This is a genomic window from Aquimarina discodermiae (genome assembly GCF_040786235.1).
Taxonomy (GTDB): Bacteria; Bacteroidota; Bacteroidia; order Flavobacteriales; family Flavobacteriaceae; genus Aquimarina.
In genome coordinates, this window is sequence record NZ_JBFMKP010000006.1 from 181,530 (window position 1) to 205,791 (window position 24,262).

At 35.7% G+C, this 24,262-nt stretch carries 13 protein-coding genes and 1 pseudogene; 5 read left to right on the plus strand and 9 right to left on the minus strand.

The window, feature by feature from the left end; translation table 11 throughout:
• Nucleotides 1–300: 300 nt before the first annotated feature.
• The gene (locus tag ABW636_RS05550; RefSeq protein WP_367588965.1) at nt 301–4,077 is read right to left on the minus strand and encodes a GEVED domain-containing protein; all 3,777 of its coding nucleotides are present in this window, start codon (nt 4,075–4,077) and stop codon (nt 301–303) included.
• 613 nt (nt 4,078–4,690) lie between these two features.
• Nucleotides 4,691–7,741: a GEVED domain-containing protein gene (locus ABW636_RS05555; protein WP_367588966.1), complete on the minus strand. Its 3,051-nt coding sequence runs from the start codon at nt 7,739–7,741 to the stop codon at nt 4,691–4,693.
• Between the two features lie 291 nt (nt 7,742–8,032).
• On the opposite strand from ABW636_RS05555, the pseudogene ABW636_RS05560 reads away from it, so the two are divergent.
• Nucleotides 8,033–9,561, plus strand: a pseudogene (locus ABW636_RS05560) (IS1182 family transposase).
• A gap of 174 nt (nt 9,562–9,735) precedes the next feature.
• Here ABW636_RS05560 and ABW636_RS05565 read toward each other — a convergent pair.
• On the minus strand, nt 9,736–13,431 hold the full coding sequence (locus ABW636_RS05565; protein ID WP_367588967.1) for a fibronectin type III domain-containing protein: 3,696 nt from the start codon (nt 13,429–13,431) through the stop codon (nt 9,736–9,738).
• A 497-nt stretch (nt 13,432–13,928) separates the two neighbouring features.
• Here ABW636_RS05565 and ABW636_RS05570 point away from each other — a divergent pair, with 497 nt between their 5' ends.
• Nucleotides 13,929–14,462, plus strand: coding sequence for a hypothetical protein (locus ABW636_RS05570; RefSeq protein WP_367588968.1), 534 nt, complete (start codon nt 13,929–13,931; stop codon nt 14,460–14,462).
• Between the two features lie 5 nt (nt 14,463–14,467).
• The gene (locus ABW636_RS05575; RefSeq protein ID WP_445012679.1) at nt 14,468–14,956 is read left to right on the plus strand and encodes a nuclear transport factor 2 family protein; all 489 of its coding nucleotides are present in this window, start codon (nt 14,468–14,470) and stop codon (nt 14,954–14,956) included.
• Here the strand turns inward: ABW636_RS05575 and ABW636_RS05580 are convergent.
• The 6 genes from ABW636_RS05580 to ABW636_RS05605 all read right to left on the minus strand — a co-directional run bounded on the left by ABW636_RS05580 (nt 14,946) and on the right by ABW636_RS05605 (nt 22,242).
• Entirely contained in the window at nt 14,946–15,605 is a 660-nt protein-coding gene (locus tag ABW636_RS05580) for an HAD family hydrolase (RefSeq protein WP_367588970.1), read from the minus strand. The genes ABW636_RS05575 and ABW636_RS05580 overlap by 11 nt on opposite strands.
• 56 nt (nt 15,606–15,661) lie before the next feature.
• Nucleotides 15,662–18,046 (minus strand): TonB-dependent receptor, encoded by a 2,385-nt coding sequence (locus tag ABW636_RS05585; protein ID WP_367588971.1) that lies wholly within the window; start codon nt 18,044–18,046, stop codon nt 15,662–15,664.
• A gap of 24 nt (nt 18,047–18,070) precedes the next feature.
• Complete coding sequence (recO, locus tag ABW636_RS05590) at nt 18,071–18,790, minus strand: DNA repair protein RecO (RefSeq protein ID WP_367588972.1); 720 nt, start codon at nt 18,788–18,790, stop codon at nt 18,071–18,073.
• A gap of 199 nt (nt 18,791–18,989) precedes the next feature.
• Nucleotides 18,990–19,517 carry a DUF4136 domain-containing protein gene (locus ABW636_RS05595; RefSeq protein ID WP_367588973.1) on the minus strand — a complete coding sequence of 176 codons (528 nt, stop codon included), beginning with the start codon at nt 19,515–19,517 and terminating at the stop codon, nt 18,990–18,992.
• A 138-nt stretch (nt 19,518–19,655) separates the two neighbouring features.
• Nucleotides 19,656–20,999, minus strand: a complete 1,344-nt coding sequence (gene gdhA, locus ABW636_RS05600; protein WP_367588974.1) for an NADP-specific glutamate dehydrogenase — start codon at nt 20,997–20,999, stop codon at nt 19,656–19,658.
• A gap of 103 nt (nt 21,000–21,102) precedes the next feature.
• Nucleotides 21,103–22,242, minus strand: coding sequence for a cystathionine gamma-synthase (locus ABW636_RS05605; protein ID WP_367588975.1), 1,140 nt, complete (start codon nt 22,240–22,242; stop codon nt 21,103–21,105).
• A 224-nt stretch (nt 22,243–22,466) separates the two neighbouring features.
• Here ABW636_RS05605 and ABW636_RS05610 point away from each other — a divergent pair, with 224 nt between their 5' ends.
• Nucleotides 22,467–23,219: a DUF3298 and DUF4163 domain-containing protein gene (locus ABW636_RS05610; protein WP_367588976.1), complete on the plus strand. Its 753-nt coding sequence runs from the start codon at nt 22,467–22,469 to the stop codon at nt 23,217–23,219.
• A 195-nt stretch (nt 23,220–23,414) separates the two neighbouring features.
• Nucleotides 23,415–24,262: phage tail-like protein (locus ABW636_RS05615; RefSeq protein WP_445012678.1), on the plus strand; the 848-nt coding region annotated here is incomplete at its 3' end.

Consider the following 24,262-nt stretch of genomic DNA (forward strand, 5'->3'; position numbering starts at 1 on the left):
AGCAGGTAGTTTCAACTAAGAAATGGTATTACACGAAATTCTCATCCAAAAACTGTATTACTTAAACCCAAAATATGCATTAGAAAGTCTATTACGTCTTTCAACTACTGCAAACACTACCGTTTCACTATGTTTTCTTGATTTTAGCGTAGCGATGCTACGCTAAAATCAAGAAAACATCGGTGTTTATGGTATTTGAAAGCCTCATTACGAAGTTCCAATGCATATTCCGGGTTAAAAAAAAGGCTGCCAAAAATGGCAGCCTCCTGGTAACTAACTATTAACAACAAATAGTTCACATTACTTCACAATAAAACTTTTAGTTCCGTTTTCATCCTTTGTTTGTATGTTTACAAAATATAATCCTTGTCTTAGTTTTCCGTTTAGTGGTAATGACAAAGAGCTTCCAGAATCTTTTTCTTCGTTAAAGTAAGCCACTTTTCTTCCATTGGTATCAAACACAGTAATTTTTGCATTTCCAACAATAGTATTACTAAAGTTTACTTGTAAACTACCATAAGCAGCAACAGGGTTAGTAGCAATAAAGAAAGCATCTCTGCTATTAGAATTACTGGATTTACCAGTAGTTACTAAGACAGTATAATCTTCATACTCTCCATAACGAACATCATTGGTACCCGTATCACAAGGATTGTTTTCATTATCGTAATAAGAAACAAGCACCCTCATTCTGGTAGATCCAACATTTGCCCCTTGTGGTACATTAATAGATATACTTCCTTGTAAGTTAGATGTTTTTGCTACGGTATAATTCTCTCCTGCATCTGTAAAGTCACCATCTCGATTCCAATCGATCCAGGCATAAATCTCATCGGTAGACCCTCCTTGATAGCCTATGATAGTAACATCAAGGTTATAGTTTACCCCTATATTCACACTTGCCGAAGAAGAAGTAAAGTCTTCGTATCCTGTAGCACCGCGTGTCGATGAATTATTGATCCCTGCAAAAGTAACATTCGAGATGGCTTCTGGACCACCATTACCTGTAGCGGTACAATAGGTTACGGTAACTGGGCAGGGTTCACAAGAACCTCCACAATCTATACCCGTTTCATCTCCATTTTGTATCCCGTCGTTACAGGTTGGACCTGTACCATCTGTAATAATTACAGTATAATCTTCTACTTCTCCATAGCTAAAAGACTCACACGAGGTTGGTATTCCATTGTATTTCATAGATACTCTCATACGGGTATTCCCATTGGTAGCAGATGCAGGCACAGTAAAGCTCCCGCTTACCGAAGTATCTGTGGATATTGCTTTACTAAACACTTGCTCTCCTGGATCTGTAAAATCACCATTTTTGTTATAATCAATCCAAACACTATATCCTTCATTATAAACTGTACCTGTCCAGGTTGGTGTAATGGTAATGGTATTAGACGCTCCTTTGGATAAGGTAGTAGAGATTGAAGTATAATCTACATACCCTCCAGAAGAACCAATGGTAGTATTATTGACACTACCTAATGTTACGTTACTTATATACTCATCTGCAACACTTTGACCATTAGAAGAGCAATAGGTTGGATTCGTAGTATCTGCTAATGTAGTTACGGAAACGGTATTACTAAATCCAGATTCGTTACCTGCAGCATCCTTTGCTTTTACTCTAAATGAGTATGTCGTAGCTGCAGTTAACCCGTTAACCTGACGGGTAGTTCCTGTAGCAGTAGCAACCACACTATTTCCCTGATATACATCATAGCCCGTTACTCCCACATTATCAGTAGAAGCAGTCCACGACAAATCTACTGAAGTTTGAGTTACATTAGACGAGGTAAGGTTAGTAGGAGTGGTTGGCGCTTGTGTATCGCCTGTATCATCTGGCAAGGTAGTAGCATTGACAGTATTACTAAATCCAGATTCATTACCCGCAGCATCTTTTGCTTTTACTCTAAATGAGTATGCCGTAGCTACAGTTAACCCGGTAATCTGGCGTGTAGTTCCTGTAACGGTAGCTACCACATTATTTCCCTGGTATACGTCATAGCCCGTTACTCCCACATTATCAGTAGAAGCTGTCCATGATAAATTAACCGTAGTTTGTGTAATGTTGGATGCTGTTAGCCCAGTAGGTGTAGTAGGTGCCTGATTATCTACCGTACCTCCTGTAATCGTAAAGTTGGCATTGGATATATCATAAAAGATATGATTGGATCCTCTAACCATAATTCTGTTTTGAGTACCTTGATTATTAGGAACCGTAATTGTATGCGAACCATCATTTGCCACGCCTGATGCTATAGTCACGGGATATGTATTCCCTCCATCAGTCGATAATAAAATATCTACATTGGCCGCATTTACACCATTTCCTGTCGTTCCTGCTACACTCCAGGTAACGGTTTGAGAGGATCCCGAAGCCCAGCTTACATTGGTATTTGGTGAATTTACTACAAAAGGACCTGCATTACCGCTTATTGTAATTCTGGTATCATCTGAAGCCGTGTTACCGCCTCCAGAATGGTTATCTCTTACCGTAAGCCTAAAATCCATAACTCTGGCTACAGAAGGAACTACTTCCCATTGTGATGCAGTATTTCCAGCTATAACGGTAGCCAAATCTGGCATGTATCTGTCTGGTGATGTTTTTGAAGGTAATGAACGAAAAGCCGGTCCTGACGTAGAAGTTGCTGTAGGTGGCATGGTTGCTACCTCAGCATCCATTTGTTCCCAGTTATACGTTAGTTGATCATTGGCATTCGCATCTGTTCCAGCTCCCTTTAAAATAAAGGGTGTAGATCTTGGTATAGTAAAATCGTTTCCTGCATTGGCAGTCGGAGCTGAATTACCTGTAGTTGTATTTTGAGAACAAGAAGCATTTCCTATTACATAATTCCACATTTCTTGTATACTAATAGCATGAAAATGATCATCACTTTTGTTCTGAACATTTGGACTACAAATCCCTGCATACCCCATGATTGTAGAAGCGCTTCCTGGCTCTACCGCTGTACTACCATTTCTATTACATGAATTATTTTGCGTATGATTTGCCCCAAACTGATGTCCCATCTCATGGGCTACATAATCTACATCAAAAGGATCTGCTTTAGGAGTAGAACTACCTGTATAACCAGCCGCTTTTCTACTACCGCAAACCACTGCTAATCCTGCTACTCCATTATTACCAGTTCCGCCCACTACATGCCCTATATCATAGTTTGCATTTCCTATTTGCTGATCACAAACCCCTTGGTTTTGACCTAATGGATCTGATCCATAAGGATCTGTATTACCATCAAGATAAATTACATTATCATTATTGGCTACAATTTGCATTGTAACCCCAAGATCTGTTTCATAAATACCATTTACTCTGGTCATTGTGGTATTCATAGCAGCTAAAACTGCTGCTTTTTTTACTGCATCTGTGGCACCAGGAGAGATGTCCTGATCATTGATATGAAACTGCGCATACTCACCCGTACAAGCTAATGCCAAACGATACGTTCTAAGCGTACCATCATTAGCATTTCTTTGCTGTAGATTATCAAAATCAAGACTTGTCTTCTCTACCCCCAATTTTATAAGGTCACAGCTAAACTCTTGTTCACCAGTCATATCATCTTTTGAATATACCATATAACTTGTTCTGCTTTTAGAATATTCATCGATATATTCTGACTGAGCACCTGCTCTCCTAATCATTGCATGAAATCCATCTGTATCAGAAATACTAAACCTGATCACAGCAGATTTGTCAACCATACCTACTCCTATATACGAATTGATAGAAGGAAATCTTTTGGCAAGGTCAGGATGTAATACCGAAGTTTGAGATACACGATAAGCTTCAAATTCACCCTTTCGGTTAGGAAAAGTAATGACAATATCAGAGTTTCCAGAAGATTTTGCTCGCTGAGGAGACTTTTTTAATGCATTTTTTAGTGCTTTTAAATCTAATTTATAAATGGTTTGATTTTGCAAATTTACCTTAGCTGAAACATCGGTAAGTTTTTGGTTTTTCTGGTAACTTGTAGTCCAGAAATTTTGGGAATATCCTAAATTAAGAATAAACAACCCCACGAGTACTACTAATCGCGTTTTCATAATTAAATTGAGTTTGTATTTGAAAAAATAAATATAAAATGACTTCAAGAGCAAAGTTGTTTTACCCTAACAACTCTATTTCTTGAGTATTAAGCTTAAAATTATTTGGATTCAATCAACATATAAATTCTAAAAAGCAATGGACTTTTGTGGATATCATTAAGAAGACGCTATCCTCCCATAAAATAGCACATGAAGTATTGAACAAAGATTAGTTTAGGTAATTTTTACTTAAATTATTTAGAGACAATTCTTAAAAATTACTTTATCCAGAAAGTTTATTGAATAAATATAAGTACAGTGGAATCTTTAAAGGTAATTGTTGTGGTGAATTCATGTTTAAAAAGTGTTTGTTTGTGTTATAAAAATAATTTACTGCATAATCATAATATTATCGGCATTAAAAAAATGCTATATGACATTTTATTAACGTATGTATTCAAATCAAAAAAGTTATTCTAATAATGTAAAAACGTGGTGTTATATGGCACTACTTATAATCATTTGATTGAATTTCATTTTACAAAAATTTGAGTTTTTTCTTACAATAACATAGGGAAGCCGAATTCTTTTGTTTTTAACTTTGAATTCAGCTTCCATACATGGTTTTTACTTAGTTAAAACTTGCTATTTGTAATGTTTCGGCTTGATTTTCTGTGAATACTTTCACAAAATAAGTCCCCGAAGACATTTTAATACCATCTCCCAAACTGATACTACCTGGGTTTTTTGTAAACCTTTTGGCAATTATTTCTTTACCTAAAACATTGTATACTTTTACTGTAAAATTATCACTAGCCAATTTAGAGACATTCAAGGTAAATGTTCCTCTAAATGGATTTGGGTATGCACTAATTCTAGAAGTAGTATTTCCTGTTTTAGATGCAGAAGTACTTGGTCTTTTTGTTACCAAACCTTGTCCGGCAGTGGTATTATATGCATAATCCTTGATTGTATATGATAAGCCGTTTGTTGCTACTGTGACATAGAACCATCCATAATGAGTTGCTCCTCCTATCTGAAATGTAAATCCTATATATCCTGATTTACCATGCCAATCTGTATACGATGATGAACTTACTATGTAGCTGTTTGGATTTGCTACAAAATTACTAGAAGCTCCTACCTGTACACCTTCTCCCAAAAATGTCACATTGCTGGTACTACCATTACAAACCACACCTTTATTATACGTTACCAAACGAACCATATTCCCACTAAACCAAGCTCCATAATCCTTATTATCGCCTATCTCTATTCTGAAGAAACTCCAGGTTGCTGAAGAACTTGCCATTTGATCTGCCATATCCACATATACTACGGTACCACTGGTATCACAAGGTGCACAAGAACCTCCACAATCTATTCCTGTTTCATCCCCATTCTGAATACCATCATCACAGGTTGGATCTGGGTTTACCACACCTCCTATATTCACGGTATAATCTTCTACTTCTCCATAATTAAAAGATTCACAAGGACCAGGAATACCATTATACTTCATCGATACTCGCATACGTCTCTCTCCATTACTGGCACTATTAGGCACTGTGAAGCTACCACTTACCGAAGTATCTCTCGAAGCAGCTTTGCTCCAGACTTGCTCGCCACTATCTGCAAAATCGCCATCATTATTATAATCAATCCATACACTATACGCTTCATTATAAACGGTACCTGTCCATGTTGGAGTAATAGTTATGGTATTGGAAGCTCCTTTTGACAATGAAGTTGAAATAGCAGTGTAGTCTCCATATCCACCAGATGAACCTGTGGTCGTATTATTAATACTACCTAAGGAAACGCTACTAATATATTCGTCTGAAACACTGTTACCTTTTGATGGACAATACGTGGGGTCTATGGTATCGTTTGACGTTGTTACCGAAACTGAATTACTAAACCCAGAGGCATTACCTGCTGCATCTTTTGCCTTTACTCTAAATTGGTAGGCAGTATTCTCTGTTAAGCCTGACACATTATATGAAGTACTTGTTGCCGTTGCGATCACCGAATTCCCTTGATACACATCATAACCTGTTACCCCTACATTATCTGTCGAAGCGTTCCATGAAAGGGATACAGATGTTGCCTGTAAATTAGATGACGTTAATCCGGTTGGTGTCGATGGTGCTTGTGTATCCGAAGTACCTCCTTTTGGATATTTACCAGAAATCGTAAAATTACCCAAAGAAGAGTAATCCGTATATCCTACAGTAGCATTTGCGCCTTCTCCTACTCCATCAACTTCTATATAATATGTTCCTGCAGAGAGACTGGTATTGAAAGAAGCTCTAAATGAAGACAAATTTGAAGAAGCAATTTGTTGACCACTACTATTAAAAAGTCTTGCTTGAATATTTAAACTAGGATAATACGGATACGGATCTATAGAAAACTCCACATTTCCACCAGATGTAGTAAACGAAAATACATCTTTATCGGTTCTTTGTTCGATCAATCCCTTGTTGCTATTTGCAGCTACATTTCCGCTCGCATCAGATACCAATGCTGTTGCATTACTGGTAGTATTACCATGATCATCTGCTCTAAAGCCAAATCCGTTTCTGGTACCCGAGATAATAGCAATATCATCTTCTAGATTATTAGCTCCACTGTACTCTCCTTTACTCCAATGACCTACCTCTTCATTAACTCCCGCATAACTCACACCCATGATAGGAGCCCAACCATTATGACCTGCATAATATACGGTACCTCCAGATTTTCCATCATGACGTAAGCCAAGTGTATGACCAACCTCATGAGATCCTGTTTCTCCTGCGGTACGTTCTCCTGTATTAAATACCCATGTTGGCTCATCAGAATTATTATTAAAACTATTAAGGTAAGCTACCCCACCGGCAGAGGGTGCTGCTGTTTTTGTTGGCGTAAAAATGCACATGATTCTTTGGTTCACGGCAGCTCCATTGTATACACTTCTTTTGGTAGTAACATTCACTCTATATGATGCAAAATCTTCAGCCATATTTCTCCAAATTCCTAAAATTGCCTGATCACTAAATGAAGAAGCTTGTGCATTTATATTTCCTCCATTCGCCCAACTTGTATTTTGAACAAATTCTCCATCAAAATCAAGATAAATTACATGGGTAGCACCTGGTAAACTTTCGTATTGGGGCTGTACTTTTGAAAACGTATCTTTAGAAACATCTCTTTCTTGAGCAACATCTTCTTCAACCAAGAGTTTATCTATGCACATTACACTATTAATATCAACTTCTTTTGACAATATCTGCCCCAGATTATTTGTTGATATCGCGAATGCTCTTTTCTTTTCATAAAAGATAATTTGACCAGATACTAAACCATTCTCTTTAGAAATACTAAAACCTGGCTCTAATTTCTTAAAACTTGCATTTGTTATACTACCCATAACGCTATAATCAGAAACATCTCCTTTTCTATAGTTAATTTGTAGATCAAAGGATTCTGAAGTAGATACTTTAAGAGCTATATTCGCGCCTTTTGCAGCGTTAAAAAGAGATTGAGAAAAATCACTCTCTTTGTTACTAATCAAAAAAGTGTCGTTTTCTTGTTGAGCATACATAGATGTCCCTATACATAAAATAAATACAATACATATTTTTTTGAGCAGGCCGAAAAGCCCTACTCTTGCAGAGGTTAGTTTGTGTGGATTCATGTCTAAAAGTTAAGTTTGTGTTATAATAAGTTATCACATAATTACAACATTTTAAGCACTTTGCAAAAAATAAAATGCTATTTACATATTAATTAACTAATTCATTTTTTATTCATATGGGTTTGCCTCAATTAAACGATTTGTTTCATGTAGAATTCGTAATTCATGGATCAGAATTCGTTTTAAAAGTGTTATTCTGTTAAATTTTCATTCTCTATAAACACAAAAAAAGAGGCTGTCTAAAAAGGTAGCTTCTTTTTTTTGATTTTTTACTGCTTTGTATTTTAAGGTATGAAACGCAGACAAATCTGGAAGACTAACTATCAAGATCAATTGAATTTACTTTCTCCCAGTTATAATGATTTAGTTCCTATCAATCATCCTGTACGTATTGTCAATATGATTTTAGATGGTATTGATTTGAGTAGTTTGGAAGCTACCTATAAAGGAGGTGGTACCTCAAGTTATCATCCTAAGGTTTTATTGAAAATATTGGTGTATGCCTATTTACGTAATCTGTATTCTTCTCGTAAGATAGAACAGGATTTATCGGAGAATATTCATTTTATGTGGTTATCGGGTAGACCATAATACGATTTCGAACTTTCGTTTTGGTAAATTAAAGGGTAAGTTCAAAAAGATTTTCAATCAAGTTGTTATTCTTCTAGCTGATCAGGGATATTTGAATTTAAAAGATATTTATGTAGATGGTACTAAAATCGAGGCTAATGCAAATCGTAATACTTTTGTTTGGAGCAAGAACATTAAAACCTCTAGGGCACGTATCAAAAAACAACTAGAATACCTATGGCGTTATGTTGAGACGGTTTATGCAGAAAAGGAACAAACCCCCAATGAACCCGATAGTTTTAATGCCATAGATCCAGAAGAAGTAGACAAGACCATTGATAATACCAACCAGGCTTTGGAAATTAAGAAAGTTGACAAAACAGTGAAACAAAAATTAAATTATGCCAAGAAACATTGGCCCAGTAATGTAGCTAAGTACAATAAACAAGAATCCATTCTAAAAGATCACAATAGTTATAGCAAGACTGATGTTGATGCTACTTTTATGAGGATGAAAAATGATCACATGAAAAATGGACAACTTAAAGCAACCTACAATGTTCAAGATTCTTCTAATAATCAATTTCTTGTTAACTATACCTTATCCCAAAAAACTACAGACACTACTGCACTAGCTGATCATTTAGAAGAATACAAAGATAGCTTTAACCCCAGCCACCTTAACAGCTTATGCAGGCTATGGTAGTGAAGAGAACTACCAGAATTTAGAAGGAGATAACATCGAAGCTTTTGTAAAATATAACTACTTTCATAAAGAACAAAAAGAAACTAAATCAGGAAAGATCAAAAAACCATTTACCATAGATAAATTACATTATCATCAAGACACCGATACCTATTACTGACCTATGAGGCAAGCCATGTCCTGTATAGGGAGGTGCAAAAGAAAAACAGCCAATGGTTCTACTCAAACAATACATCGCTATCAGGCCAAAAACTGTAAAGGGTGCCCTTTGCGATCCTTGTGCCACAAAGCTAAATAAAATAGAATTGTAGAACGCAACCATAATCTGGCACGACTAAAACAAAGAGCCAAAGAAAAACTCGGGTCAGAAGATAGAATTGCTCATAGAAAACGAAGATGTTGGGATATTGAGGCTATTTTTGGGAACATCAAACAAAATATGGGACTCAAAAGGTTAATGCTAAAAGGAATGGATAAAGTAGAAACCGAATTTGGACTTATTCCCATGGCTCACAAACTGAAAAAGGTAAGTTTAAGAATGTAGACAGACAAGGTCAGACATAAAAACCTCAACTAGCAACCAAAAACTATCAACTTTTTTGAAACTCAAAGCTTCAAAATCGAAAATAACTAAATAAAAAAAGACTGCCTAAATCTTTTTAGACAGTCTCTTACAAACTTTATTTCACTGAAATAATTAATATGCTTACTTATAAATTTACTGTTTTACAAAAGAGGTAGTATAAGCAGCTTCATTTGTTGTAATCTTGAATATGTAAGTTCCAGCTTTTAAGTTTGAAACATCATATGTTGTTGATGTATATTCTCCACTAGCAACTTTTCTACCTAATATATCAAAAATACCATATGTTGCACGTTGATCTTCTGATGGAATATAGTTTTTAATGTTTATTAGATTGTCTGCTGGATTTGGATAGATAGCAATACTTTCTCCTGGAGGTGCTATCTTGCTAGAAGACTTAGCTCCACAAGATGAAACAAATACCCAACCTCTGTCTGTACGTTGCCATAAGTTACCTCTGTAAACTACCTGATCCCCAGTAGCATATTTTGTTCCTGATTTCCAATCATCTATACCTTCACAAGAACTAGCCCCGCATTTACCAATCCATTTCCATCCACTTTCTAATTTCTCAAAAAGGCTTCCTCTGTATACTACTCTGTCACCTGTTTGGTAAGGCACTCCCCATTGCCATGGTGATACACCTTCACAAATATTAGTAGTATCCTCATCTTTGGTAGTAGCAGTTGCTACATTACTAGCCTCAGACATGTTTCCTGCTGCATCCATAGCTAATACGGTAAATTGATAGGTAGTGGCTACTGCTAATCCTGATACATTAAATGATGTAGTAGCAGATGTACCTATCATCTCTGTACCTTGATATACATTGTATCCTGTCACTCCTACATTATCGGTAGAGGCAGTCCAGGTAAGTGTTAAAGTAGTTTGTTGAATGTTAGAAGCAGCCAATGCTGTTGGAGCAGTAGGAGCTTCGGTATCGGCAGTATCTTCTGGTAAAGTAGAAGCAGTAGCCGTATTACTAAACCTTGATTTATTACCCGCTGCATCCATAGCTAATACTCTAAATGAGTATTCGGTATTTGGGGTTAATCCCATTGCTTGATATCTTGTGCCTTCAACCGTGGCGATCATGGTATCACCTTGATACACTTCATATCCTGTTACGCCTACATTATCGGTAGCTGCCATCCAGCTAAGATCGATGGTGGTTTGTGTCTCATTACTAGTCATTAGTTCTGTTGGCTCTGTAGGTGCTTCGGTATCGGTAGTATCATCTGGTAATGTAGAGGCTGTAGCTGTGTTACTAAATCCAGACTTGTTGCCCGCTGCATCCATGGCTACTACTCTAAACGAATATTCGGTGCCTGGAGTTAGTCCCATTACCTGGTATCTTGTTCCTGCTACGGTAGTAACCATAGTATCTCCTTGGTATATTTCGTATCCTGTTACTCCTACATTATCGGTGGATGCATTCCAATTAAGGTCTATAGTGGTTTGCGTCTCATTGCTAGCCATTAATTCTGTTGGTACCGTAGGTGCTTCGGTATCGGTAGTATCCTCTGGCAAGGTAGAGGCAGTAGCCGTGTTACTAAACCCTGATTCATTACCTGCTTCATCTTTTGCCTTTACTCTAAAAGAATATTCGGTGCCTGGAGTTAATCCAGCAGCTTGATATCTTGTTCCTGGAACTGTTGCAACCATGGTATCTCCTTGATATACATCATATCCCGTAACAGCAACATTATCTGTAGAAGCTTCCCAGCTAAGATCGATCGTTATTTGTGTTTCATTTGCTGCAGCCAATCTTGATGGTGCGGTAGGCGCCTGTGTATCTTCTTCTGGCAAGGTAGAGGCAGTAGCCGTATTACTAAACCCTGATTCGTTACCTGCTTCATCTTTTGCTTTTACTCTAAAAGAATACTCTGTTCCTGGGGTTAACCCAGCTGCCTGGTATCTGGTTCCTGTAACAGTTGCAATTCTAGTATTACCACGATACACATCATATCCTGTTACGGCTACATTGTCTGTAGAGGCAGTCCAGGTAAGATCGATCGTCATTTGTGTCTCATTACTAGCAGCCAATCTTGATGGTGCAGTAGGCGCTTGTGTATCTTCTTCTGGTAGTGTAGAAGCGGTGGCCGTGTTACTAAATCCTGACTCGTTACCAGCAGCATCTTTTGCTTTTACTCTAAAAGAATATTCGGTACCTGCAGTCAATCCAGTAGCTTGGTACCTTGTTCCTGCTACAGTAGCAATCATTGTATTACCACGATATACATCATATCCCGTTACCCCTACATTATCTGTAGAAGCTTCCCAGGTAAGATCAATCGTTGTTTGTCTTTCATTTGCTGCAGCCAATCTTGATGGTGCGGTAGGTGCTTGTGTATCGGCGTCTCCTTCTTTAGGATATTTACCAGAAATAGTAAAGTTACCCAATGAAGAATAATCAGAATATCCAACGCTTGGGTTAGCGCCAGAACCTACTCCGTCAATTTCTATATAATAGGTTCCTCTATTCAGGTTGGTATTTATTGCCGCTTTTAATCCTGACGGGTCAGAAGATGCTACTTCTTGTCCATTACTATTTAAAATTCTTGCTTTAATATTTAAACTTGCATATTTAGGTTGTGGGTCAAATTTAAAATCTACATTTCCTCCAGAAGTTGAAAAAGAAAATACATCTTTATCCGTATTTCTCTCTATCAATCCTTTATTGTTTGATCCAGAAACGTTTCCGTTGGCATCAGAGTTTAACGCTGTTGCATTATTTCTGGTATTACCGTGGTCATCGGTTTTATAACCAAATCCGTTTCTACTTCCTGAAATCATCGCTAAATCATCCTCTCTATTGTTGGCTCCGTTGTATTCACCTTTACTCCAATGACCTATATTACTTCGATAGCTTACCCCCATAATAGGCGCCCAACCGTTATGTCCAGCATAATAAGTTGTTCCGCCAGATTTTCCGTCATGACGTAATCCAAGTGTATGACCTATCTCATGAGATCCTACTTCACCCGCTGATTGATCGTGATTACGAATAAATGCCCAGCAAGGTTCATTATTATTAGCACTAAAACCATTAATCCAAGCTACCCCACCTGCACCAGGAGCTGCGGTGTTGGTAGGTGTCCAAATACACATAATCCTGCGGTTTCTAGGAACAGCATCATATGCGCTTCTTTTAGTAGTAACATTTACTTTAAAAGCAGCAAAATCTTCTGCCATATTCTTCCATACATTTAAAATAGATTGATCACTCATACCGGATGGTTGTGCATTAATATCTCTACCATTATTCCAGCTAGTATTTCTCACTAATTCTCCGTCAAAATCCAGATAAATTACATGAGATGCACCTGGTAAACTTTCGTATTCTGGTTGTGCCTTAGAAAATGTATCATTAGAAGTATCTCTTTTATGAGCATCATGACCTTTATGATTATGATCATGATCTTCTTCTTGATCTCCATAATTTACACATGCAACATGATTGATATCAACTTTCTCAGACACTATCTGCCCTTGTTCATTAGTAAATATTTTGTATGCCTTTTTCTCTTCAAAAGAAACTATTCTACCAGAAACTTTTCCATTTGATTTTTCTATTACCACTGTTGACCCATCTTTTACTGATGTAGCACCATTTAGATCTCCCAACACTCGGTAATTATTATTTGCGTTTCCTTCACTAAAATTAATTTGTAGTTTAGATGATTCTTCACCTATTAAATTAATTTTTAAAGTAGCATCTCCTCCTTTTGCTTTTGTGAAAAGAGATTTGGAGAAAATTGCTTCACTATCACTGATAATGTTTTTTCCATCCTGTGCATACGTAAATGCACTAATACATAGAGCACCCACTATGAATGCTTTTTTTAGTCGACTTAAAAGTCTTGGTTTCCTTGGGGATAATCGTTTTAAATACATGTTTACAGTAATTAAGAGTTTGTGTGTTATTTCTTCTTACTTAATAAAATTTTCTAGCCATGCTTGTTTTTTATACAGTTTACCCATATAAAATTTATGGTAATCATGGTTCTTAAGATCAAATTCAGCCACTAAAGTAGTTTGTAAAACAATCTAAGCTAGTACATTATTAGAATTCGTTACAACATGATTAGAATTCGTTTCTAGTGTTACAGGTAAGCGTTTTTTTAATAAAAACTAAAAGCATCCATAAAGAAAGAAATCTACCACAAAGTGTAGGGTTTACCAAGTAAGAGAGTCAATCAAAAGAGAACAAAAACAATCCAAAACTTACCATTAGTTTTTAAAAAAAGTATAGGTATTACCTCAATTAATTCTCGTTCTAATTGACATAAATATCTTATTTTTGAGTCCTTACTAAAAAAAACAAAATGAGAATATTTCTCTTGTTAGGCATTTTACTTCTTTCGTTAAGTTGTAAAGATGATAAGAAACAATCTATAGCTTCAGAAAGACTTATTGTTAAATTAGATAGTCTTTCTAAAGAAAAGATAAAAGTGGCTTTAAAAGTACTTTCTACTGATGCAGAAAAAAATCTAGAGAATTTTGATGATTTTCAGAATTTAAGAAATCTTATAACCACTATGCAAAATGCAAACCCTTATTATGTACATAAGTACACAGATAGTTTAAGCTTGTTAATGCATACATTTAAACAAAATACTCCTAAGGACCTGGCTGTAAACACCATCAAATCTCGCACTAATATATTGCTTACCGAGAAAGGACTTTTATCATTACTCGCAGAAAAAAAGCATCCTGATCCAAAAAAAATTATGGAAGCCAATACCCGATTGATCATTGCATTTAATAGTTTGATCACTCAATTAAATGAATTATCACTGGCTATTCCAGAAAATATTGAAAAAGAACTATTGCGAGATCCTAAAAATAAAGAAGAATGATTGCTATTAAAAAACCTTTTATCGGTCTATTATTGCTTTGTAGTATCTGCTTTTCGCAGGAAAAAGAACAAATAAATACTGTTCTGGAACAATGGCATAAGGCAGCTGCCGAAGCCAAATTTGACGCTTACTTTGGTCATATGCACAAAGACGCCATTTATATAGGTACAGATCCAACAGAAAACTGGACAATTTCTGAATTCAAAGGATATGCTAAACCTCATTTTGACAAAGGAAAAGCTTGGAGTTTCTCTACTTTAGAAAGAAATATTTTTTTATCAGAGACTAAAGAAACTGCATGGTTTGATGAGTTATTGGATACCTGGATGGGTATTTGTCGAGGAAGCGGTGTTCTTACTAAAACCAACAAAGGGTGGAAAATAAAACACTATGTACTGTCTATCGCGGTCCCAAATGACAATGTTAACCAGCTTGCAGAGCTAAAAAAAGTATTTGACACACAACTTATTCAAACACTAAAGACTAAGAAATAGTATAATGGTTTTTGAATGCTAGCATATCAGAAAAACAATACTCGGCTCCCTGTTTAAGTAGGTGTGTTTTGTTCTTATCACCTATTCCTACAAAATCTAATGATAGGTTTTGTGCGGTTTTAAGGTCCCACAAGCCATCTCCAACAGAAATTATTTGATCAAACTCAGTTTTATTATAAAATACCTTCGCCTTTTCGATAGCATTTAGTACAAAACCTTCTCTTGATTCGTGTGTTTTTGAAGTAGATAATAATTGTTCATCATACCAAATACCACATTGCTTTAATTTTATTATTGCCGGTTTTGGAAGTGCGCCTGTGGCAAAACAAAACGGAATTTCATTGTCTTTAAAGAATTGAATTACTGATTTTGCTCCTGTTATTTCACTTACAGCATTAAAGGTGCTCATCTGATGCACCAGATCGTTTTCAAAATCATCCAACAAATGCTTTGGAGCAGACGTATTAAAGTTGCGTTCATAATTATATCGTAACGCATAACTGTCGGTATGGTGTTTATAATTATTATAATCTGTATCAACATCTTTGATTCCTAATGCTTCTAACGATCGAGTGACCGAAATAAGATACATTGGTACACTGTCTGTAAGTGTACCGTCTATATCAAAGACAAATAATTTGTTTTTCAAAGAGTCTGTTTTAGAATTTTTGCCAGTGTCCAGGTTTACCATATACTAGTATTTCTTTAGAGAGAATATTTAAAAGACATGATAAAGTTTCTTCCGGCAGCTGCAATTCCAGAAGAATAAGGTCTATATCTCTGGTTTGTGATGTTTTCTATAGAAAAAATACCTTGTATGTTTTCTGTAAATTGATATTGCGTTCTTAGATTGAGGGTATACCATGATGGTGAATAAGGGTTCCCGTTCTGATCTAATGCATATAAGTATTCCTTGCTCTGTTCTGAGGGAGAAAGGTCTTTATAATCCAGTTCTCCGTTATAAGTTGCAAAAGCATCAATTGTTAATTTAGGTAGTGTATAGGTTAGTTGTGTTGTTCCGAATTGTGGTGAGACATGTCTCGAAGGTGCTACGGTACCATTATCCAATTCTTCTTCTCCCCCTACAAAAGTATACTTAGAGATTAATTTAAAATTTTTGCCAAAAAGATATTCTAACCCTGCTTCAAAACCATGAACTCTTGCATTGGCAGCATTCTGTATTGCCTGCACATTACTTGGCTCTCCATCAAATTCTATGACCGTTTCTCCATTAAGATTAAAATCCCTTCTCACCAAGGCATCTTTGAGATACGTATAGTACGTAGATAGGTCTAATGAAAGGTTTTTATCAAAAGATAGCTTCACCCCTAGTTCTCCGTTATAAGCATATTCTGATTTCAAGTCTGGATTAGGTACCACTACTGATCCTGGTTCTGAATCAAAAATCTTACCTACGTCGTCAATATTTGGTGCTCTAAATGCTGTAGAGAAATTCAATTTCCATTGTATCATTTCATTAGGCAACCAACTTAATCCTGCTGTTCCGGTAACGGCTTCTGTATCTAAGTTTCCTTCGGTAAATGGAAAGTCAAAAAACCTAGTATCAAATTCTGAGTATACTATAATTCGGTTATACCGCAGTCCCCCCTGAAATCTTAATTTTTCGCTTAATTTATGTTTGATGCTTGAATAAGCTGCAATCGATTGCCAGGTTGCTCCATCTGGATATCTTGAAGGGCTATCGTTAGTTTCACTCGTTTGGATATTTGTTACTTGACCATTAGAAGCTACTTGATTAAGTACATATTCTAACCCATAATACAACGCAGTATTGTTGTTAAACTTTTTCTTGAAATCAAAATTAATAGAATATGCATCTACCTGTTCTTCTGTTCTTTCTAAATCGGTACTGTTTAGATTACGGTCATTTCTGCTTTCCTGAAAATACTGATAGGCAGCAGTAACCATCATCGTATCATACAGGTTACTTCTAGATTTATGTGTTAGATTAAGATTACCCATAAACCAACGTTGGGGGCCATAATACCATTCTGCTGATCTTAATGTGCCATCTCTTGGTCTAACTAAACGATCATAACGAGGGTAGTCTGAAGTTTCTGTATAAATCAAACTTGCATTAAAATCCCATGTATCGTCAGGAGCAAATCGCACTTTTTGTAATACATTGATTTGGTTATATCCTGTAAAAATTTGCTTTTCGGGATCTGGGTTTTTAACCACCACATCTTGTGCCCCGCCTGTTTCGACATATTCGTTTCGTAAATACTCATCTGGCCCATTAGATCCCATTTTCAAATCATCAAAATCGGTATAGCTCACACTTGTTAAAAATGCCCATTTATCTAATCCTACATTGATATCTAGATGACCCGTTTTCTCTTCGCTGGCGCTTGCATATCGTATCATGGCGTCTCCCAAAAGTCTTGGACCACCATTTTTAGAAAACTTAGGTTCCTTTGTATAAAAATTCATCACACCCCCTACAGCATCACTACCATATACTACCGATCCAGGGCCCAAAATTACTTCGGTTCTATCGATGGTAAAAGGATCTACAGATATTACATTTTGCACATTTCCGCCTCTAAAGATGGCTGTATTCATACGAACTCCATCTACAGTAAGCAATAACCTATTTGTTGAAAATCCTCTAATAATAGGGCTTCCTCCTCCTAATTGGCTCTTTTGAATAAATACTTGACCACTACTTTGTAAAAGATCTGCCGAAGTTTGAGGAGTCGAAAGTGCAATTTGATTTGCAGAAAGGCTAACTATTTTTTGGGTAACATCTCTTTGTTCTTGTTCCCATTTAGAAACAGAAATCACTACCTCTGAAAGTTGATTCTCATCTGGTTTCAGATATACTTCTTTAGACTTAAGCACTTTGGATTTCAAAATGCTTACTTCTATATGAGAGATATAATTAAAATAGAGTAATTCACTATCTGAAAACGCTGTTATATCTGCTACTCCATCAAAATCTGTAATGGTTGTTTTGGATTTGTCCTTATTATATATTGCTACATTAGGAATGGGCTCATAATTTGAGGTACTATATACCGTTATCCTTTGAGCATTTCCTATTGATGCAAAAAATATAGCGAACAAAAAAAATATAAATAAACGCATTACTTAACTAAAAATTTCGTTTAGAACAGAAAGAGATTTTGGCTTTCTAAAACCGTGCAAATGTAGTTCAAAATATACTAATAGCATAGTTAGTAATTCTCTTCGTAGATTCTTTGATAGTTTAATACTCATACTTGTCTCAAATGTTGTGCCTAAAAATCTTTTAAATTGTTCTACTTGATCACCTTTTATACAGTGTATATTAGTACTCGTTGATTGAAAAACGCCTTCTTCCAGATTAAAATAATCTAACTCTAAATGAGAAATATCAGGATAAAACCCTAAATATTGCGTGAGTTTGGTTAAAAACACAATATGAAAATTTCCCATGGTCTCATGCGTATCTAACCAAAGTAAAGTAGTTTCGATATATTCGAATAATGCTACATTAGCTTCTTCTTCCTGGATCGAGTTCTTAAGAATTTCTGAAACAAAAAAAACCAATGAGCTTTTTACAAAATCAGAATGCAAAGAGGTGTATACCGTTTTTATTTTTGCATCTTTTATTCTTTCTAACGATCCTTTATCTCTATGTACCGCTTCTATCTCTAACAAAGTTAGTGGTTGAAAACAGGATATTCTTAACTTTCCTCTTTTAGATTTTACAATTCCTTTAAGTAAATAGGAGCGTAAGCCACTTTCTCTGGTATATAAAGAAACAATGAGATCTGCCTCACCATAACGTAAAGAATGGATAACTATTGCTGATGTATTTATATTCATCTTAAAGCGAAAATAACTAAAAAAGTAATCTTATTTCTAAACCGTTTTTATCATCTAACCTTTTAAAAACAACATTAAAACAGATACTCTATTGATAACAAAAGTGATATGGTAAAACTATGGGGGTAAAATTCACCTCAAAACAATACTTTTTTAAGTGGTTTAATCATTCTTATATTTCAAAAATAATCGATCGTATTTACTTTTTATTTTTTGGAGGATACTTATTCATCGACTTTTTTATGATTTGTTGAAAAAAATTAGTTCGTGTATTTGGAGAAGCATTGGGATGAAATCTTCTTTCTGTTATTGCCTGCCATACAAGTGCATCTTTTTTTACGTCAATAAAATCTATTGTGAGCTCTAGAATTGTCTGCGGGCCTCCTACAGGGATAGCTCCTCCTAGCCCTATATTAATACCACCACCGCCACTACCAACACCCACTCCTATGGTATTTGCAGAAGCTTTTTCTGAAGAACTTGTTTTAAAGTTGATGTATATATCAGGAGTTTCTGATTTTATAAATCCTTTTGCCTTCATTTCATTTTCGGTAACCATCAATAGACGCTTTTGATCCAAGTCACTAAGCCCCGACACCATTTCTGGGTAAAAAGCATAGGTTTTATATTCTAAAAAATCTTGGTTTTCATCATAATCATGAACAACGTATGCTCCCCCACAAGAAACCAGGATAAATGCCACAAACAATAGAATAAGATGCCTCATAGCGCAAGTTTTGTTTTAAAAGTACACAACCTAATTGACACTAACGAACTTTCTGAGTAAAATAAAAACATAGCTATTTAATAAAAAAACCGTTTGAGTCTTCCTCAAACGGCTTAACTATGTTTTATAAAACAAAGTTTATATCACTCCTTGTGCAAGCATTGCATCTGCAACTTTTACAAATCCTGCAATATTGGCTCCTTTTACATAATCTACATATCCATCTTCTTCGGTCCCGTATTGGGTACATGCCTCATGAATATCTTCCATGATTTGCTTTAACTTATCATCAACTTCTTCACGTGTCCAGTTATAACGTAACGAGTTCTGAGTCATTTCTAATCCAGAGGTAGCAACCCCACCTGCATTTGATGCTTTTCCTGGTGCAAAGAAAATCTTTTCCTTGTGGAATATAGCAATTGCTTCTGGTGTACTTGGCATGTTTGCTCCTTCGCTCACACAAATACATCCATTACTAACTAATTGCTTGGCATCATCTCCATTTAATTCGTTTTGGGTTGCACATGGCAATGCAATATCACATTTTACTTCCCACGGAGTTTTTCCTTTAAAAAACTCTGCAGATGGATACTTCTCTACATATTCATGAATACGTCCTCTTCTCACATTTTTAAGTTCCATGACAAAAGAAAGTTTTTCTCCATCAATACCATCCTTATCATATATATATCCAGAAGAATCAGAAAGTGTTACCACTTTTCCTCCTAATTGCGTTGTTTTTTCTGCTGCGTATTGTGCAACATTACCAGAACCAGAAATCACCACTGTTTTTCCTTCAAAAGAATCCCCTTTTGTTTCCAGCATATTTTTAGCAAAATATACGGTACCATATCCTGTAGCTTCTGGACGAATTAGGGATCCACCCCAAGTAAGGCCTTTTCCCGTAAGTACTCCTGTAAACTCATTACGCATTTTACGATACATTCCGAACAAGAATCCAATCTCACGACCACCCACGCCAATATCTCCTGCAGGAACATCGGTATCTGGGCCAATATGTCTAAAAAGTTCACTCATAAAACTATGACAAAAACGCATAATTTCATCATCTGATTTTCCTTTTGGGTCAAAATCAGATCCTCCTTTACCACCTCCCATAGGTAGTGTTGTTAAGCTATTTTTAAAAACCTGCTCAAAAGCTAAGAATTTTAAAATACTTAGATTTACAGAAGGGTGAAAACGCAATCCTCCTTTATAAGGCCCTATTGCAGAATTCATTTGGATACGATATCCTCTATTTACATGAATTTCTCCTTTATCATCTACCCATGGTACACGAAACATAATCGCTCTTTCGGGCTCTACCATTCTTAATAGAATGTTCTTACCTTTATAAATTTCATTTGTAGCGATGTACGGGATAACCGTTTCGGCAACTTCTTGTACCGCCTGTAAGAATTCGGGCTCATGCGCATTACGAGCTCTTACTTCTTCCATGAATGCATCTATCTGTGCTTGCATATGTTGATTGAATTAATAGATCTAATCTAAAAGTTGAAATTTTAGGCCAAATATATGATATTCCTAAAAAAACACGTTTATTTTTTTGAATTTAATAATTTACTTATCCTATTGCTTGTTCTAGGTCTTGGATCAGGTCTTCAACATCTTCTATCCCTACACTTAATCTTATTAAAGAATCGACTACTCCAGTTTTTTCACGTTCTTCTTTGGGAATAGATGCGTGTGTCATACTTGCAGGGTGACCAGCCAGGCTTTCTACACCGCCAAGTGATTCTGCCAAGGTAAAGACCCTTAAGTTTTCTATAATTTTAATAGCGCTATCATAATCACTGCCTTTGGTTACAAAAGAGATCATCCCACCAAAACTATTCATTTGATCCTTGGCAATATCATGATTAGGGTGATCTTCAAAACCTGGCCAATATACTTTTTCTATTTTTGGATGGTTTTTTAGGTATTTTGCAATTACCTCTCCATTCTCACAATGTCTTTGCATTCTTATATGCAATGTTTTTATACCTCTAAGTACCAAAAAACTGTCTTGAGGACCACAAACCGCACCGCTTGCATTTTGAATAAAATACAGCTTTTCTGCCAATTGATCATCTTTTACAATCAAAGCCCCCATCACTACATCACTATGACCTCCTAAATATTTGGTAGCACTATGCATAACTATATCTGCACCAAGGTCTAGTGGAACTTGTAAGTATGGTGTTGCAAACGTATTATCTACAGCCAGTAAAATATTGTGCCTTTTGGACACCTTGGCAACCGCCTTAATATCGATGATATTCATCATTGGGTTAGTGGGTGTCTCTACCCAAATTAACTTAGTATTTGCATTGATATATTGCTCTAAATTGTCTGTATTTTCTAATCCTATAAAATGAAACTTAATTCCAAAATCCTCGAATATTTTGGTAAACAAGCGATAGGTACCCCCATATAAATCATTAGTAGAAATAACCTCATCACCAGGTTTTAGTAATTTGATAACTGCATCGATCGCTGCCAATCCAGATCCAAAAGCCAATCCATACTTTCCGTTTTCTATACTTGCAAAAGAATCTTCTAATGCTTTTCTTGTTGGGTTATGAGTTCTACTATATTCGAAACCTTTATGACCCCCAGGAGTGGTTTGTGCATAGGTTGATGTTTGGTATATAGGTGGCATTACTGCTCCATAAGCAGGGTCGTGCTTTTGTCCGCCATGTATTGCTTTTGTATTAAACTTCATTCTCTTTATTTTTTAAATCCCCAGAACAGTCACAATTGCATTTTTAACAAAGATGTATTCGTTAATTTTTCATCTTCATTCCAACAATTTGTTGATTTTTAACAGGAAAAACTTAACTTGTTCATTTTCTGCCAAAATCGCAACAAATGTATGACTAAATTCGTTCTTATCATATTCCGAAGAATACCTTTTAGTAGATGATTAACATAAAAACTAACACACAGTTGAGATTTATTTTTTTTATAGGCATTTTACTTGCTGTATATGGTTGTCATAAAAAAGAGCTTTTTACTTTTGAAGAGCAAAAGTTCACAATAGATTCTATTGTAGGTTGTAAAACCGAGGACTGTGCTTCTGTCGAAATTAATTTGATAAAAGTAATCGATAACCATACGATTACTAATGCAATTAATACACAAATAGAGCAGGCTGCGTGTTCTATATTGAATATTGATGAAAATGGTGCATTAACTACCGTCAAAGATGCTATTCGACAGTTTAACACCTCTTATCAGAATATTAGTAAACAGTTTCCTGACGAGACCACTCCTTATGAAGCGACTATAGATTGTAAACTTGGTTTTCAATGTAAAAGTTTAATCTCTATCGCTATAGACTCTTATGTTTATACGGGTGGTGCACATGGATATGGAGGTGTTTCCTATATTAACATGGATGCTATAAATGGAAAAAGACTTTCTAACAAAGCCTTGTTTAAAGACTATAATGGTTTTCTAAATCATGCCGAAAAGGCATTTAGGGTACAACATAAAATTCTTGATGATTCCCCCATTAATAGCACAGGTTTCTTTTTTGAAAATGATACTTTTAGTCTGCCCGAGAATATTGGATTAACAGATACCGAAGTCATTCTGCTTTATAACCCATATGAAATCAGTTCTTATGCTGAAGGATCGATCGAATTAAAGCTTAATAAGCAAGACGTAGCTTCTTATTTTGCTTTTGATATTTTATAGGCTTTTATATGCGTAGCTAACAAAATCGTTAACCAAAAAATGTACTTTATCCTGTTTTTTTATAATTTTATCGATTTTCATATATCAAAACAGCTAAGATCTATGTTTTTTTAACTAAATTTAAGATACCATTGTCAGTGTATTGATTTTTTTTAAAACTATTTACCCCAAATAGTTAAAAAATAAAATTTATATATGAAAAGAATAATTTCTTTTGTTCTGCTGACTCTTTTCTGTGGTTACATTTCATTTTCTCAAGTAAAAGCTGGAGATAATCCTTTTGTTTTAGATAAGGCCTCCTTACTAGAGTTAGAAAGTAAAGACAAAGTTTTTGTTGTTACACGCATTTCTACTATAGAGATGAATGAAATCACTCCATTAAATGGTGCCCTAGTATACAATACGGACACCAATTGTCTTTTTCAATTTAGATTGAATACCTGGGCCAGTCTTTGTAATCCAGATGAAACTATAACTATTTTAATAGATAATAATGACGGAACGTATAGTTTTACTAATGAAGCAGGTTTAACTACTCAGATACAAAAATCCACCTTTACGGATAATGGAAATGATACATTTACCTTTAATAACGGAGACGGAAATCCTATTACCATTGATCTAAATGATGCCGATAAAGATGCTACTAATGAATTAAATACGGCTGTTGATCTTGATGGAACTACCCTAAATGTTACCGATGCTGGGGGTGATAAAGGTGTTGATTTGGATACTACTTTTGCTACCAATGCACAGCTTACGGCTTCAGATGCAGCTGATCTTGATAAAGATGCTACTAATGAATTAAACACGGCTGTTGCTCTTGACGGTACTACCCTAAATGTGACAGATGCTGGGGGTGATAAAGGAGTCGATCTGGACACTACCTTTGCTACCAATGCACAACTTACGGCTTCAGACGCAGCAGATCTGGATAAAGATGCGACTAATGAATTAAACACGGCTGTTGCGCTTGACGGTACTACCCTAAATGTGACAGATGCTGGGGGTGATAAAGGTGTTGATTTGGATACTACTTTTGC

Coding starts and splice junctions, on each gene's coding strand:
- recO (WP_367588972.1), bottom strand. CDS start 18,790: ATGAATATAAATACATCAGCAATAGTTATCCATTCTTTACGTTATGGT.
- ABW636_RS05550 (WP_367588965.1), bottom strand. CDS start 4,077: ATGAAAACGCGATTAGTAGTACTCGTGGGGTTGTTTATTCTTAATTTA.
- ABW636_RS05570 (WP_367588968.1), top strand. CDS start 13,929: ATGAGAATATTTCTCTTGTTAGGCATTTTACTTCTTTCGTTAAGTTGT.
- ABW636_RS05555 (WP_367588966.1), bottom strand. CDS start 7,741: ATGAATCCACACAAACTAACCTCTGCAAGAGTAGGGCTTTTCGGCCTG.
- gdhA (WP_367588974.1), bottom strand. CDS start 20,999: ATGCAAGCACAGATAGATGCATTCATGGAAGAAGTAAGAGCTCGTAAT.
- ABW636_RS05595 (WP_367588973.1), bottom strand. CDS start 19,517: ATGAGGCATCTTATTCTATTGTTTGTGGCATTTATCCTGGTTTCTTGT.
- ABW636_RS05605 (WP_367588975.1), bottom strand. CDS start 22,242: ATGAAGTTTAATACAAAAGCAATACATGGCGGACAAAAGCACGACCCT.